Here is a 15,634-nt window from a genome sequence, read left to right as displayed (position 1 = left end):
CTCAGGCAGGCGGCACGAACCCGGTGGCGGGACGGCCCGGCCCCGCCTCCCGCACGGTGCCCGCGGACGGCGCCGCCGGCGGAGAAGCGGGAGCACCCATCGACGGGGACGGGGGAACGGACGGCGCCACCGGGTAGGGCTGCGGATGAGCGCCCGGAACGTATCCGTCGCCCGGCACGCCCGGCCCCACCCCTGCGCCGGCCGCCCGGCGGATCTCCCGCGCCCGACGTTCGTGCATCACCGCCGCCAGGAACACGGCCGGCGGCAGGTCCGGCGGCGCCTGCGTCCCCGTACGGGCGGCGAGATCACCCGCGAGCCGCTCCGCCATGCCCCAGCCCACCCGCGGATCCAGCTGCGGCATGCGCGTCAGGTACTGCCGCACCGCCAGCCACAGCCCGTCCGGCACCGCCGACAGATCCAGCCCGGAGAACCGCCCCGCCAGCCATGGCGGAGGAGGAGGCACGAAACCCGTCCCCCCGGCCGGGATCCGCTCCCGCACGACCAGCGTCCCGGCGAACACGTCACCGAGCCGGCGCCCCCGCGCCGACACGAGGGAGGCGATACAGGCCACGACGCCGAACGTCATGAGGATCTCCACCATCCCGATCGCCCCCCGCACCAGCGCGTGCCGGAACCGGATCGGCCCGCCGTCGTCCCGGACCACCCGCAGCCCGCACGCGAGCTTCCCGAGCGACCGCCCGTGGCTCAGGGTCTCCACCGCGATGGGCCCACCCACCAGCACCAGGAGGAACGCGGCGATCGACAGGGCGACCTGCGCCGCCTCGTCGAGCCCCGAAGCGGCCAGCACCACCACGACCATCACGACGATGTACGCCACCACCGCCACGACCAGGTCCAACGCCACCGCCAGTACCCGGCTGGGCAGCCTCGCGGGCCGCAGCTCCAACGCCACGGCCTCACCCGTCACCAGCTCGCTCACACCGCGTTCCTTCCCTGGCCCACCCCACCTCCGGCCAGTCTGCCAAGCTGACAGCGGAGAACATCGCAGTACGACTACCTGACGTACGGCGCGGGCGTCGGCCGCCCCGTGGGACGAGCGGACGAGGAGGGGCACATCCATGGACCTCGACGTCTTCACGTCCACGCACCGCGCCGAATGGGACCGTCTCGACGCACTGCTGCGCCGTAGGCGTCGTCTGACCGGAGCAGAGGCCGACGAACTCGTCGCCCTCTACCAGCGTGCCGCCACGCATCTGTCACTGATCCAGTCCAGCGCCCCCGATCCGCAGCTCACCGGCCGTCTCAGCCGACTCGTCGCCCGTGCGCGAGCGACGGTCACCGGCACCCGCCGTGCCTCCTGGCGCGACGTCGCCCGCTTCCTGACGGCGGGATTCCCCGCCGCCGTCTATCGCTCACGTCACTGGTGGGTGCCCACCGCGCTGCTCTCCACCACGGTGGCCGTGCTCCTGGGGTGGTGGATCGGCACCCACCCCGAGGTGCGGTCCACGATCGCCGCCCCCAGCGAACTGCGCGAACTCACCCGTCCCGGGGGCGAGTACGAGAGCTACTACTCGAGCCATCCGGCGGCGTCCTTCGCCGCCCAGGTGTGGACGAACAACGCGGAGGCCGCCGCCCTCTGCCTGATCCTGGGCATCTTCCTGGGCCTGCCGGTCCTCTGGATCCTCTTCCAGAACATGCTCAACCTGGGAGTGGGCTTCGGACTCATGTCATCCGCGGGCCGGCTCGACACCTTCCTCGGACTCGTCCTCCCGCACGGTCTGCTCGAACTGACCGCGGTCTTCGTAGCCGCCGGTACCGGACTCCGGCTCGGCTGGACAGTCATCGACCCCGGCCCGCGGTCCCGTCGCGCCGCGCTCGCGGAGGAAGGCCGCGCGGCCCTCGGGATGGCGTTGGGACTCGCCCTCGTCCTGTTCGTCTCCGGGGCCGTCGAGGGTTTTGTGACCCCGTCCGGTCTGCCCACCTGGGCCCGCACCGGCATCGGCATCCTGGTCGAGCTCGCGTTCCTGGCGTACGTCTTCGTCCTGGGTGGACGTGCGGAGCGCGCCGGCGACACGGGAGATCTCGAGGAGACCGGGCGGAGCGCAGCAGTTCCCACCGCTGCCTGATGTGCGGGCACGTGCGATGAGCTGCTACTGTCTTCCCCGCCCCACCGACTCCGTTGACACAGAGCGGACGGGGAGGTAGATTCGAACAGTTGCCTGGAGCTGGATCGACAGAGTCGATCCCGATCGGCGACCAGCTGGAAACTATCTGCTTCTCGAGACAGTCGATAATTCGACTTCGATGAAGCCACCCTCCGAATGATTCAGAACGAACGGCCGGTCATTACGGCCTGAAACCTCTGATAAAGTCGGAACCGCCGGAAAGGGAAACGCGGAAGCGGGAACCTGGAAAGCACCGAGGAAATCGGACAGCGAAAACGTCTGATAGAGTCGGAAACGCAAGACCGAAGGGAAGCGCCCGGAGGAAAGCCTGAGAGAGTCTCTCGGGTGAGTACAAAGGAAGCGTCCGTTCCTTGAGAACTCAACAGCGTGCCAAAAGTCAACGCCAGATATGTTGATACCCCGACCTGGTCGGTTTCCGATCGGGTTGAGGTTCCTTTGAAGAAGAACACAGCGAGGACGCTGTGAACGGCTGGGCTTATTCCGCCCGGCTGTTCCGCTCTCGTGTGTGTTACCGGGATGACCCGGAAGCATTCACGGAGAGTTTGATCCTGGCTCAGGACGAACGCTGGCGGCGTGCTTAACACATGCAAGTCGAACGATGAACCACTTCGGTGGGGATTAGTGGCGAACGGGTGAGTAACACGTGGGCAATCTGCCCTTCACTCTGGGACAAGCCCTGGAAACGGGGTCTAATACCGGATAACACTTCCACTCTCCTGAGTGGTGGTTAAAAGCTCCGGCGGTGAAGGATGAGCCCGCGGCCTATCAGCTTGTTGGTGAGGTAATGGCTCACCAAGGCGACGACGGGTAGCCGGCCTGAGAGGGCGACCGGCCACACTGGGACTGAGACACGGCCCAGACTCCTACGGGAGGCAGCAGTGGGGAATATTGCACAATGGGCGAAAGCCTGATGCAGCGACGCCGCGTGAGGGATGACGGCCTTCGGGTTGTAAACCTCTTTCAGCAGGGAAGAAGCGAAAGTGACGGTACCTGCAGAAGAAGCGCCGGCTAACTACGTGCCAGCAGCCGCGGTAATACGTAGGGCGCAAGCGTTGTCCGGAATTATTGGGCGTAAAGAGCTCGTAGGCGGCTTGTCACGTCGGGTGTGAAAGCCCGGGGCTTAACCCCGGGTCTGCATTCGATACGGGCTAGCTAGAGTGTGGTAGGGGAGATCGGAATTCCTGGTGTAGCGGTGAAATGCGCAGATATCAGGAGGAACACCGGTGGCGAAGGCGGATCTCTGGGCCATTACTGACGCTGAGGAGCGAAAGCGTGGGGAGCGAACAGGATTAGATACCCTGGTAGTCCACGCCGTAAACGGTGGGAACTAGGTGTTGGCGACATTCCACGTCGTCGGTGCCGCAGCTAACGCATTAAGTTCCCCGCCTGGGGAGTACGGCCGCAAGGCTAAAACTCAAAGGAATTGACGGGGGCCCGCACAAGCAGCGGAGCATGTGGCTTAATTCGACGCAACGCGAAGAACCTTACCAAGGCTTGACATACACCGGAAAGCATTAGAGATAGTGCCCCCCTTGTGGTCGGTGTACAGGTGGTGCATGGCTGTCGTCAGCTCGTGTCGTGAGATGTTGGGTTAAGTCCCGCAACGAGCGCAACCCTTGTCCCGTGTTGCCAGCAAGCCCTTCGGGGTGTTGGGGACTCACGGGAGACCGCCGGGGTCAACTCGGAGGAAGGTGGGGACGACGTCAAGTCATCATGCCCCTTATGTCTTGGGCTGCACACGTGCTACAATGGCCGGTACAATGAGCTGCGATACCGTGAGGTGGAGCGAATCTCAAAAAGCCGGTCTCAGTTCGGATTGGGGTCTGCAACTCGACCCCATGAAGTCGGAGTTGCTAGTAATCGCAGATCAGCATTGCTGCGGTGAATACGTTCCCGGGCCTTGTACACACCGCCCGTCACGTCACGAAAGTCGGTAACACCCGAAGCCCGTGGCCCAACCCGCAAGGGAGGGAGCGGTCGAAGGTGGGACTGGCGATTGGGACGAAGTCGTAACAAGGTAGCCGTACCGGAAGGTGCGGCTGGATCACCTCCTTTCTAAGGAGCACTTCTTGGCTGCTTCGGCAGTCCAGAGGCCAGTACATCGGCGTACGTCCGGTGCTGGTTGCTCATGGGTGGAACGTTGACTATTCGGCCGGGTTTCCGGGTCGGAGGCTGCTAGTACTGCTCTTCGGAGTGTGGAACGCGTGATCTCCGGGCGGGGTCTGGTCGGGCATGCTGTTGGGTGTCTGAGGGCACGGCCGTGAGGCTGGGTCTTCGGGTTGCCGGCCCCAGTGCACTCGGGATGTTGTTCCCGGGGTGATGGGTGGTTGGTCGTTGTTTGAGAACTGCACAGTGGACGCGAGCATCTGTGGCCAAGTTTTTAAGGGCGCACGGTGGATGCCTTGGCACCAGGAACCGATGAAGGACGTGGGAGGCCACGATAGGCCCCGGGGAGTCGTCAACCAGGCTTTGATCCGGGGGTGTCCGAATGGGGAAACCCGGCAGTCGTCATGGGCTGTCACCCTTGCCTGAACACATAGGGCAAGTGGAGGGAACGCGGGGAAGTGAAACATCTCAGTACCCGCAGGAAGAGAAAACAACCGTGATTCCGGGAGTAGTGGCGAGCGAAACCGGATGAGGCCAAACCTATGGCGTGTGAGACCCGGCAGGGGTTGCGTTGTGGGGGTTGTGGGATCTCTCTTCTGTCGTCTGCCGGCGACAGGACGAGTCAGAAACCGTTGATGTAGGCGAAGGACATGCGAAAGGTCCGGCGTAGAGGGTAAGACCCCCGTAGTCGAAACATTAGCGGCTCGTTTGAGAGACACCCAAGTAGCACGGGGCCCGAGAAATCCCGTGTGAATCTGGCGGGACCACCCGCTAAGCCTAAATATTCCCTGGTGACCGATAGCGGATAGTACCGTGAGGGAATGGTGAAAAGTACCGCGGGAGCGGAGTGAAATAGTACCTGAAACCGTGTGCCTACAAGCCGTGGGAGCGTCGCGTTGAGTGCTTGCACTCAACGTCGTGACTGCGTGCCTTTTGAAGAATGAGCCTGCGAGTTTGCGGTGTGTTGCGAGGTTAACCCGTTGTGGGGTAGCCGTAGCGAAAGCGAGTCCGAACAGGGCGGTTGAGTAGCACGCTCAAGACCCGAAGCGGAGTGATCTAGCCATGGGCAGGTTGAAGCGGCTGTAAGAGGTCGTGGAGGACCGAACCCACCAGGGTTGAAAACCTGGGGGATGACCTGTGGTTAGGGGTGAAAGGCCAATCAAACTCCGTGATAGCTGGTTCTCCCCGAAATGCATTTAGGTGCAGCGTCGTGTGTTTCTTGCCGGAGGTAGAGCACTGGATAGGCGATGGGCCCTACCGGGTTACTGACCTTAGCCAAACTCCGAATGCCGGTAAGTGAGAGCGCGGCAGTGAGACTGTGGGGGATAAGCTCCATGGTCGAGAGGGAAACAGCCCAGAGCATCGACTAAGGCCCCTAAGCGTACGCTAAGTGGGAAAGGATGTGGAGTCGCAGAGACAACCAGGAGGTTGGCTTAGAAGCAGCCACCCTTGAAAGAGTGCGTAATAGCTCACTGGTCTAGTGATTCCGCGCCGACAATGTAGCGGGGCTCAAGCGTACCGCCGAAGTCGTGTCATTGCAGCATGTACTCCCAACGGAGGCTGTGATGGGTAGGGGAGCGTCGTCTGCCGGGTGAAGCAGCCGTGGAAGCGAGTTGTGGACGGTTGACGAGTGAGAATGCAGGCATGAGTAGCGATTCACACGTGGGAAACGTGTGCGCCGATTGACTAAGGGTTCCTGGGTCAAGCTGATCTGCCCAGGGTAAGTCGGGACCTAAGGCGAGGCCGACAGGCGTAGTCGATGGATAACCGGTTGATATTCCGGTACCCGCTGTGAAGCGTCAAACATCGAGCATCGTGATGCTAAGGCCGTGAAACCGCCGGGTGCGTCTTCGGACAATCTCGGAGTGGTGGAGCCGCCGGCCCAAGCGGTTAGTAGGTGAGTGATGGGGTGACGCAGGAAGGTAGTCCATCCCGGGCGGTGGTTGTCCCGGGGTAAGGGTGTAGGCCGGACGGTAGGTAAATCCGCCGTTCATGGAGGCTGAGACCTGATGCCGAGCCGATTGTGGTGAAGTGGATGATCCTATGCTGTCGAGAAAAGCCTCTAGCGAGTTTCATGGCGGCCCGTACCCTAAACCGACTCAGGTGGTCTGGTAGAGAATACCGAGGCGTTCGGGTGAACTATGGTTAAGGAACTCGGCAAAATGCCCCCGTAACTTCGGGAGAAGGGGGGCCATGTCTGGTGAGGGGACTTGCTCCTTGAGCTGGGTGTGGCCGCAGAGACCAGCGAGAAGCGACTGTTTACTAAAAACACAGGTCCGTGCGAAGCCGTAAGGCGATGTATACGGACTGACGCCTGCCCGGTGCTGGAACGTTAAGGGGACCGGTTAGTCATCTTTCGGGGTGGCGAAGCTGAGAACTTAAGCGCCAGTAAACGGCGGTGGTAACTATAACCATCCTAAGGTAGCGAAATTCCTTGTCGGGTAAGTTCCGACCTGCACGAATGGCGTAACGACTTCTCGACTGTCTCAACCATAGGCCCGGTGAAATTGCACTACGAGTAAAGATGCTCGTTTCGCGCAGCAGGACGGAAAGACCCCGGGACCTTTACTACAGTTTGATATTGGTGTTCGGTTCGGCTTGTGTAGGATAGCTGGGAGACTGTGAAGCTCGGACGCCAGTTCGGGTGGAGTCGTCGTTGAAATACCAGTCTGGTCGTGCTGGATGTCTAACCTGGGTCCGTGATCCGGATCAGGGACAGTGTCTGATGGGTAGTTTAACTGGGGCGGTTGCCTCCTAAAGGGTAACGGAGGCGCCCAAAGGTTCCCTCAGCCTGGTTGGTAATCAGGTGGTGAGTGTAAGTGCACAAGGGAGCTTGACTGTGAGACCGACGGGTCGAGCAGGGACGAAAGTCGGGACTAGTGATCCGGCGGTGGCTTGTGGAAGCGCCGTCGCTCAACGGATAAAAGGTACCCCGGGGATAACAGGCTGATCTTCCCCAAGAGTCCATATCGACGGGATGGTTTGGCACCTCGATGTCGGCTCGTCGCATCCTGGGGCTGGAGTCGGTCCCAAGGGTTGGGCTGTTCGCCCATTAAAGCGGTACGCGAGCTGGGTTTAGAACGTCGTGAGACAGTTCGGTCCCTATCCGCTGCGCGCGTAGGAGTCTTGAGAAGGGCTGTCCCTAGTACGAGAGGACCGGGACGGACGAACCTCTGGTGTGCCAGTTGTTCTGCCAAGGGCATGGCTGGTTGGCTACGTTCGGGAGGGATAACCGCTGAAAGCATCTAAGCGGGAAGCCTGCTTCGAGATGAGGACTCCCACCCACTTGATGGGGTAAGGCTCCCAGTAGACGACTGGGTTGATAGGCCGGATCTGGAAGCACCGTGAGGTGTGGAGGTGACCGGTACTAATAGGCCGAGGGCTTGTCCTCAGTTGCTCGCGTCCACTGTGTTGGTTCTGAAACCACGAACGATCAGGCCGTGTTTGGTCACCGGTTGCTGGTTGTGTGTTTCATAGTGTTTCGGTGGTCATAGCGTAGGGGAAACGCCCGGTTACATTCCGAACCCGGAAGCTAAGCCTTACAGCGCCGATGGTACTGCAGGGGGGACCCTGTGGGAGAGTAGGACACCGCCGAACAAATAGTGAAGAAAGCCCCCGTGCCGATCGGCACGGGGGCTTTTTTGTGTTTACGGCAGGATGGATTCCTGGGGTGGCCGGCTGTCTATGGAATTCACAGTCGTCCGGCTGCTTTGAGGGTCAGGTAGGCGTCCGCGAGTGCCGGTGCCAAGGCGTCCGGTGTCGTGTCGACGACCGTGACACCGTGGCGGCGCAGTTGTTCCGCCGTTCGTTCGCGTTCCGCCTGGGCTCTGGATGCCGCCGCTGCCTCGTACACCGCGTCGACGCCGCCCCGGCCTTTCGCCATTGCCGTGATGTGGGGGTCGGAGACTGCGGCCAGCAGGACGGTGTGGCGTTGGGTCAGGCGGGCCAGGACAGGCAGGATGCCTTCTTCCACGGGGGCGGCGTCCAGGCTTGTCAGAAGGACGATCATGGAGCGGCGCGGCGCGGTACGCAGAGCCGTGGCGGCCAGGCCCCGGGCGTCCAGTTCTACGAGTTCGGGTTCCAGCGTCGCCATCGCGTCGACCAAGGACGGGAGGACGTCACGGGCGGCACGTCCCTGTACCAGGGCGCGGATGCGCCGGTCGTAGGCGAGCAGGTCGACGCGGTCGCCCGCGCGGGAGGCGAGGGCGGCGAGCAGGAGTGCCGCGTCCATGGAGGCGTCCAGGCGCGGGATGTCGCCGACGCGGCCGGCCGAGGTGCGGCCGGTGTCGAGGACCAGGAGGATGTGGCGGTCGCGTTCGGGGCGCCAGGTACGTACGGCGACCGTCGTGCCGCGGGCGGTGGCGCGCCAGTCGATGGAGCGGGTGTCGTCGCCGGGGACGTAGTCGCGCAGGCTGTCGAATTCGGTGCCCTCGCCGCGGGTGAGGACGCTGGTGCGGCCGTCGAGTTCGCGCAGGCGGGCCAGCTTCGAGGGCAGGTGCTTGCGGCTGGTGAACGGAGGCAGCACGCGGACGGTCCACGGAACCTTGTGCGTGCCCTGCCGGGCGAACAGGCCGAGGGGGCCGTAGGAGCGGAGGGTGACGCGGTCCGCGTGGCGGTCGCCGCGGCGGGTGGGGCGCAGCCGGGTGGTCAGCCTGCGGCGCTCGCCCGGTGGGACGGTGAGGCGGTGACGGGACGCGTCGGTCTCGGTGCCCGGCTGCCAGCTGCTGGGCGGCCAGGCGTCGCGAAGGCGTGCGCGCAGGGGGCGGCCGGTGGGGTTGGTGACGGTGAGGGCCACGTCGGCCGGCTCGCCGAGGCGTACGGAGGTGTCGCCGGAGCGGGTCAGGACCAGGCGTCGGACGGGTGCCGCGAGGGCGTAGTCGCAGGCGCAGGCCAGAGCGAGGGTGCCGTCGACGGCGAGGATGCCCGTCCAGTTGGGCTCCCAGAGTCCGACCGGGAGGGTGCCGAGGGCCGCGAGCAGCGCGGCGCGTCCGGTGAGCGCCATCATCGGGGGACGGGCACGTGGGCCAGGATGGCGGTGATGACCGCGTCCGTCGTCACGCCCTCCATCTCGGCCTCGGGGCGGAGCTGGACGCGGTGACGCAGGGTGGGCAGGGCCAGTGCCTTGACGTCGTCGGGGATGACGTAGTCGCGACCGGTCAGCCAGGCCCAGGCGCGGGCGGTGGAGAGCAGGGCGGTGGCGCCGCGGGGGGAGACGCCGAGGGCGAGGGAGGGCGACTCGCGGGTGGCGCGGCAGAGGTCCACGACGTAGGCGGTGATCTCGGGGGAGAGGGTCGTTCCGGCGACGGCGGCGCGGGCGGCCTCGAGGTCGGCGGCGGTCGCGACGGGGCGTACGCCGGCGGCGCGCAGGTCGCGCGGGTCGAAGCCCCGGGCGTGGCGGGTGAGGATGTCGATCTCGTCCTGGCGGGAGGGCAGCGGGATCGTCAGTTTGAGGAGGAAGCGGTCCAGTTGGGCTTCCGGCAGGGGGTAGGTGCCCTCGTGTTCGACCGGGTTCTGGGTGGCGGCTACGAGGAAGGGCTCCGGGAGCGGGCGGGGTGTGCCGTCGACGGTGACCTGCCGTTCCTCCATGGCCTCCAGCAGGGAGGACTGGGTCTTCGGTGGGGTGCGGTTGATCTCGTCGGCGAGGAGGAGGTGGGTGAAGACGGGGCCCGGCTGGAAGGAGAACTCGGCGGTGCGGGCGTCGTAGACGAGGGAGCCGGTGACATCGCTCGGCATCAGGTCGGGGGTGAACTGGACGCGTTTGGTGTCGAGTTCCAGTGCGGCGGCCAGCGCGCGGACGAGCAGTGTCTTGGCGACGCCGGGGACGCCTTCGAGGAGGACGTGGCCGCGGCAGAGCAGGGCGACGACGAGGCCGGTCACGGCGGGATCCTGGCCGACCACGGCCTTGGCGATCTCGGCGCGCAGGGCTTCGAGGGAGGCCCGGGCGGCGTCCGAGTGTCCGGCGTACCCGGCTTGCCCGGCGTTGTCAGTGGTCGGGTCCATCATGGACGGCGTACCTCACTTTCGAGGGCGTCGAGTCGGTCGGCGAGGGCGATGAGGCTTGCGTCGTCGCCGGGTGCGGGGCCGAAGAGGAGGGTGTGCAGGGCATGTCCGTCGCCGTGCAGGCGGGCGGAGAGGGCGGGGAGCAGGGCCTCGGGCGTGTGTGCCCGGGCCGGGGGGACGCCGACGAGGGGGGCGAGGCGGGTGCGGGTGGTGGAGCGGAGAGCGTCGGCCGCGCGGTCGCGGGCGTCGGTGCGGCGGTAGAGGCGGGCGCGGCCTTCGGCAGTCTCGGAGGCGCGGATCGCGACGGGGAGTTTCTCGGGCACCAGGGGGCCGAGCCGGCGTGCCCGCCACAGGGCCGCCAGCGCGGCGGCGACGAACAGTTGCAGCGTGCCCCAGAGCCAGCCCGGGGGGATGAGGTCGAAGAAGGTGCGGTCGCCCGTGTCGGTGGCCGAGCCGTCGGAGAGCGAGGGGAGGTACCAGACCAGATGGGGGCGGGAGCCGAGGAGTTGCAGGGCGAGGGAGGCGTTGCCCTCGTCGTCGAGGCGGTCGTTGTAGAGGATGTCGGGCGCGCCGAGGACCACGGTGTCGCCCGGGCGGGCGGTGCCCCTGGCATCGGCGCGGGCCGGGAGGCGGACGAGGGTGGCCAGGCCGTCGCTGGGGTAGCACAGGTCGGCGCGGGTGCCGTCGGTGGTGTAGCGGAGGCCGCCGGTGTCGGCGGGGCCCGCGCGCCGGGCGGCCGGCAGGGCGCAGCCGGGGGCGAGCGTGGAGTCGAAGCTGGTGGCGGCGTCGGCGTGGACGCCGGGGGCGAGGATGCCGAGGGACGGTGTCCCGGGGGCGACCAGGAGTGTACGGCCGCCGGAGTCGCGGATCGCTTCGCGCAGGGTGCGCTGCTGAGGCTCGGTCAGCAGGTCGGGGGAGGCGACGAGGAGGGTGGTGTCGGGGCCGGTGGCGGCGCGGGCCGCGGCGAGGGTGGTCACCACGCGCGTGGACACGCCACGGTCGTGCAGGAGTTCGGCGACGGCGCGGCTGCCGGAGCGGTCGGCGGAGCGCGGGTCCAGCCGACCGTGGTCGGCGCCGGAGCGGATCACGGCGATGGCGGCGCCTGCGGCGAGCAGGATCAGCAGCGCGAGCAGGATGCCCCGCGTGCGGGTCCACACCTGGCGGGCGGTGGGCGACACGGAGGTGCCCGTCGGGGAGGCCGGGTGCGCGTCCGTGGCAGGGGGCGCGGTGGTCATCCGGTGGCACCCCCGGGAGTGTTCCGGTCCGTGGTGCCCGTGGTGTGCGGGGTGTTCGAGGCGAGGTGGGGGCGGGCGTGCCCGAGGTCGTCGTCGAGGGTGGACAGCCGGCGGTACGTGGCCTCGTCCGCGGTGCGGCCGCCGTACGTGACGTCGTCGAAGTCGCGGGCCGCGGTGTGGAGTCGGGTCGCGTGGTCGGGGAGGGGGCGGGCGGCCTCCGAGGCCGCCTCGTCGGCGGTCCGGCCGGGGCGCGGGTCGAGCAGTGCCCGTTCCTCCAGGGCGCGGACGAGGGCGCGCATGCGTTCCTGGACGGCCGTGTTCCAGTGGCCCCGGGCGGCATGCGCCGCGGCGGCCGCGCGGTGTTCGGCGGCGCTGCGGGGGTGGTCGTCGAACAGCGCGGGGGCGGAGGAGGGGGCCCGGCGGGGGGAGCCGAGGCGCCACCACAGGGCGGCGAGCAGGGCGACGACCGCGAGGAGGATGACGACCAGGCCGACGGTGCCGCCCGGGGCGGCGGACGAGGCGGCGCCCAGGAGGCGGTCGAGCCGGTCCCAGAAGGCGTCGAGGGCGCGCTGGAACAGGCTGGGATCGTCCTGGTGGTACAGGGGCCTGGACAGTTCGCGGCGGGCGGCGCCCCGCGCGGGGTCGCGCGGGACCGTCAGCGGCGGTGCGTCGTCGCCCGCCCGCCACATGGCGGGCGGCAGAGCCGGCACTCCCCCCGCCCGGCCCACCGGATCAGTTCCCCGGGGTGGGACCGGAGCCGCGGCCCTCGACGCCGGCGGCGCGGGCGAGTTCGAGGTCGAGGGCCTCGCGCCGGATGCGCAGGTCGATGTAGAGGAGCGAGGTCACACCGGCCGTGAGAGGCAGGGTCAGGGTGGAGCCGATCACGCCTCCGATGCCGCTGATCACGAGGAAGGACCAGCCCAGGTCGGCCGTGCCGTCCAGGAAGTTGCCGATGCCGTTGTCGGTGAGCACGCCGGCCAGGACGGTGAAAGGCACGGCGATGACCGACCCGATGATGCCGGCGATGACCCGGGCCAGCAGCTGGATCCCGAAGACCCGCCACCACGAGCCGTTCACCAGTTTGGCGGAGCGGCCGAGGGCCTTGCGGATGCTCTGCTTCTCCAGCATCAGCGCGGACGGAGCGAGCGAGAACCGCACGACGACCCAGGTGGCCAGGACGCTCGCGGCCATCCCACCGAGCACGGCCAGTGCGGCGCCTCCCGCGGTCGCGCCGCCCACGGCGACGAGGATGCCGGGCAGGGTGCCGACACCGATGATCGCGGCGCCGATGAGCGGCAGCAGCAGCGTCAGCCCGCACAGCCGGGGCAGTTGCGGCCGGACGTCCCGGGCGACCTCGCCGCCGGTGACCGGTCGGCCGAGGACCGAGCGGCTCATCACGGGCGTCAGCAGCGCCGTCGCGGCGATCGCGGCGATCGCGGTGACGAGGAGGACGACGCCGGAGTTCAGCATGGAGCCGCCGGCGGCGCGCAGCGTCTCCTCGGGGGTGGCGCTGGGGTCGTCCAGGACGGCGGTGTTGTCGATCCACAGACCCTGGAGCAGGACGACGACGATCTCGGTGACGACGGCGACGGCCAGGGAGATGCCGAGAACGGTGCGCCAGTGGGCGCGCATGGTGGAGACGGCGCCGTCGAGGATCTCGCCGATGCCGAGCGGGCGCAGCGGGATGACCCCGGGCCTGGCCGCGGGCGGCGGTCCGCCCCACGGGCCGCCCCAGCCGCTAGGCGTTCCGTAACCCGGATGGCCGTATCCGGGGCCGCCGGTGGGGCCGGGGGCACCCCAGCCGCCGGGGCCGTCGCCGTACGGTCCGGGGCCGGGCGGCGGGGGTGGTGTCCCCCAGTCGGGGTAGCCGGGGCCGGCCTGCGGGGCCCGGGGCGGCGTCTGCGGGTCCTGGGGCTGCGCCTGTGGGGTCGCCGGGGGCAGGGGAGCGGTCCATTGACCGGCCGGGGGCTGCTCCTCGGACCACTTGGCAGGGGGCTGCGCCCGGTCGGCGCCGTCCTGGTCGCCCTGGTCGGGGCTCCGGTCCGAGGGCTGCTCCGGCGGCTGAGGGGTGCCGGGGGTGTCCGGACCGTCGGAGGGGGCAGATCCGGGCGAGGCCCAGCCCGGAGTGTCGGTCATCGTCGCTCCTTCTCGGTGCCCGTCCGCGGTCGCGGCGGCCCATTGGCTGCCATCGTGTCATGGGGTGCGCGGGGGGTGACCGGGGGCCGTCCGGGCCGCACGCCTTCAATTGTCCGGCGGATCCGGGGCAGACTGGACAGATGGCTGATCAGTACGCGCACAGCGGCGACGACAACGGGCCGGCCGAACCCGCACGGGCCCCGGGCACCCCGGCCACTCCGGTGCTCCGCTGGGAGGAACCGCCCGAGGGCCCGGTCCTGGTCCTGCTCGACCAGACCCGGCTGCCCGCCGAGGAGGTCGAGCTGGTGTGCACGGACCCGCCCGCACTCGTGGAGGCGATCCGCGGCCTTGCCGTGCGGGGGGCGCCGCTGCTCGGGATCGCGGGGGCGTACGGGGTCGCGCTCGCCGCCGCGCGCGGGTTCGACGTGGCGGACGCCGCACAGGCGCTGGCGGGCGCCCGGCCCACCGCGGTGAACCTGTCCCTGGGCGTGCGCCGGGCCAGGGCCGCCCATCAGGAGGCGCTGGCAGGCGGTGGAGACGAGGCGGCGGCCGCACGGGCGGCGCTGGCGGCGGCGCGGGCACTGCACCGGCAGGATGCCGAGGCCAGCGTCCGGATGGCGGAGCACGGCCTGGCGCTGCTCGACGAGCTGCTGCCCGGCGGCGGCCACCGGGTGCTCACCCACTGCAACACCGGCGCGCTCGTCTCGGGCGGGGAGGGCACGGCGTTCGCGGTCGCGCTCGCGGCTCACCGGGCGGGGCGGCTGCGCCGGCTGTGGGTGGACGAGACCCGTCCGCTGCTGCAGGGCGCCCGGCTGACGGCGTACGAGGCGGCGCGCAACGGGATGGCGTACACGTTGCTGACCGACAGCGCGGCCGGTTCGCTGTTCGCGGCGGGCGAGGTGGACGCGGTGCTGGTGGGGGCCGACCGGATCACCGCCGACGGATCGGTGGCGAACAAGATCGGCACCTATCCGCTGGCGGTGCTCGCCCGTTACCATCACGTGCCGTTCGTCGTCGTGGCACCGGTGACGACGGTGGATCCGGACACCCCCGACGGAGCCTCCGTGGAGGTGGAGCAGCGCGGCGGCCACGAGGTCACCGAGCTGTCCGGACCTCAGGTGCCGGTGGTGGGCGTGGAGGCGGCCGGCGGGATCCCCGTGGCGCCGTTGGGGACCCAGGCGTACAACCCGGCGTTCGACGTGACGCCGCCCGAGCTGGTGACGGCCATCGTCACCGAGGAGGGCGCCGTCTCACCCGTGACGGCCGAGGCGCTGGCCGAGCTGTGTGCCAGGTCACGCCAGGCCACGATGAGCTAATGGGATGATGGCCTTTATGAAGGGACGAGTCCTTGTCGTCGACGACGACACCGCACTGGCCGAGATGCTCGGCATTGTGCTGCGTGGTGAAGGTTTTGAGCCGTCTTTCGTAGCCGACGGCGACAAGGCGCTGGCCGCATTCCGCGAGACCAAGCCGGATCTGGTCCTCCTCGATCTGATGCTTCCCGGACGGGACGGCATCGAGGTGTGCCGGCTCATCCGGGCGGAGTCCGGTGTGCCCATCGTGATGCTGACCGCCAAGAGCGACACGGTCGACGTGGTGGTGGGCCTGGAATCGGGGGCGGACGACTACATCGTCAAGCCCTTCAAACCGAAGGAGTTGGTGGCCCGGATACGGGCGCGGCTGCGCAGGTCGGAGGAGCCGGCACCGGAGCAGCTCGCGATAGGCGACCTCGTCATCGACGTGGCCGGGCACTCCGTGAAGCGGGAGGGGCAGTCCATCGCGCTGACCCCGCTGGAGTTCGACCTGCTGGTGGCGCTGGCCCGCAAGCCGTGGCAGGTGTTCACCCGCGAGGTGCTCCTCGAACAGGTCTGGGGCTACCGCCACGCGGCGGACACCCGGCTGGTCAACGTGCACGTCCAGCGGCTGCGCTCCAAGGTCGAGAAGGACCCGGAGAAGCCCGAGATCGTGGTGACCGTCCGTGGTGTCGGATACAAGGCAGGACCGAGCTGA

Annotated in this window: 9 protein-coding genes and 3 rRNA genes; 6 read left to right on the top strand and 6 right to left on the bottom strand. The window is 68.0% G+C overall.

What is annotated here, in order from left to right:
* Position 1 precedes the first annotated feature (1 nt).
* Positions 2-940, bottom strand: a complete 939-nt coding sequence (locus tag QFZ64_RS14250) for an RDD family protein (RefSeq protein WP_307065665.1) — start codon at positions 938-940, stop codon at positions 2-4.
* Between the two features lie 139 nt (positions 941-1,079).
* Between QFZ64_RS14250 and QFZ64_RS14245 the strand changes: the two genes are divergently transcribed.
* The 4 genes from QFZ64_RS14245 (at position 1,080) to rrf (ending at position 7,850) form a co-directional block, all read left to right on the top strand.
* The gene (locus QFZ64_RS14245) at positions 1,080-2,087 is read left to right on the top strand and encodes a stage II sporulation protein M (RefSeq protein ID WP_307065663.1); all 1,008 of its coding nucleotides are present in this window, start codon (positions 1,080-1,082) and stop codon (positions 2,085-2,087) included.
* Positions 2,088-2,677: 590 nt separating this feature from the next.
* Positions 2,678-4,202 (top strand): 16S ribosomal RNA (locus QFZ64_RS14240).
* Positions 4,203-4,517: 315 nt separating this feature from the next.
* Positions 4,518-7,644, top strand: a 23S ribosomal RNA gene (locus QFZ64_RS14235).
* Positions 7,645-7,733: 89 nt separating this feature from the next.
* Positions 7,734-7,850 (top strand): 5S ribosomal RNA (gene rrf / locus QFZ64_RS14230).
* Together the 16S, 23S and 5S rRNA genes form the textbook arrangement of a ribosomal RNA operon.
* A gap of 94 nt (positions 7,851-7,944) precedes the next feature.
* On the opposite strand, the gene QFZ64_RS14225 is transcribed toward rrf, so the two are convergent.
* Genes QFZ64_RS14225 through QFZ64_RS14205 form a run of 5 tightly spaced genes read right to left on the bottom strand, consistent with a single transcriptional unit; the run spans position 7,945 to position 13,624 of the window.
* Entirely contained in the window at positions 7,945-9,255 is a 1,311-nt protein-coding gene (locus QFZ64_RS14225) for a DUF58 domain-containing protein (RefSeq protein ID WP_307071703.1), read from the bottom strand.
* On the bottom strand, positions 9,255-10,253 hold the full coding sequence (locus QFZ64_RS14220; protein WP_307065662.1) for a MoxR family ATPase: 999 nt from the start codon (positions 10,251-10,253) through the stop codon (positions 9,255-9,257). The genes QFZ64_RS14225 and QFZ64_RS14220 overlap by 1 nt, the downstream gene beginning before the upstream one ends.
* A complete protein-coding gene (locus QFZ64_RS14215; RefSeq protein WP_307065660.1) occupies positions 10,253-11,488 on the bottom strand; it encodes a DUF4350 domain-containing protein in 1,236 nt (411 codons plus the stop codon). The genes QFZ64_RS14220 and QFZ64_RS14215 overlap by 1 nt, the downstream gene beginning before the upstream one ends.
* The gene (locus tag QFZ64_RS14210; RefSeq protein WP_307071702.1) at positions 11,485-12,177 is read right to left on the bottom strand and encodes a DUF4129 domain-containing protein; all 693 of its coding nucleotides are present in this window, start codon (positions 12,175-12,177) and stop codon (positions 11,485-11,487) included. Before QFZ64_RS14210 ends, QFZ64_RS14215 begins: the two co-directional genes overlap by 4 nt.
* Positions 12,178-12,220: 43 nt before the next feature.
* Positions 12,221-13,624 (bottom strand): hypothetical protein, encoded by a 1,404-nt coding sequence (locus QFZ64_RS14205; RefSeq protein ID WP_307065659.1) that lies wholly within the window; start codon positions 13,622-13,624, stop codon positions 12,221-12,223.
* Between the two features lie 140 nt (positions 13,625-13,764).
* Here QFZ64_RS14205 and mtnA point away from each other — a divergent pair, with 140 nt between their 5' ends.
* Positions 13,765-14,940 (top strand): S-methyl-5-thioribose-1-phosphate isomerase, encoded by a 1,176-nt coding sequence (mtnA, locus tag QFZ64_RS14200; RefSeq protein WP_307065658.1) that lies wholly within the window; start codon positions 13,765-13,767, stop codon positions 14,938-14,940.
* 4 nt (positions 14,941-14,944) lie between these two features.
* Positions 14,945-15,634 carry a two-component system response regulator MtrA gene (mtrA, locus tag QFZ64_RS14195; RefSeq protein WP_307065656.1) on the top strand — a complete coding sequence of 230 codons (690 nt, stop codon included), beginning with the start codon at positions 14,945-14,947 and terminating at the stop codon, positions 15,632-15,634.

It is taken from the genome of Streptomyces sp. B3I8 (assembly GCF_030816915.1).
Taxonomy (GTDB): Bacteria; Actinomycetota; Actinomycetes; order Streptomycetales; family Streptomycetaceae; genus Streptomyces.
The sequence above is the reverse complement of the archived record's forward strand: the minus strand, read 5'-3'. Positions and strand labels throughout refer to the sequence as shown.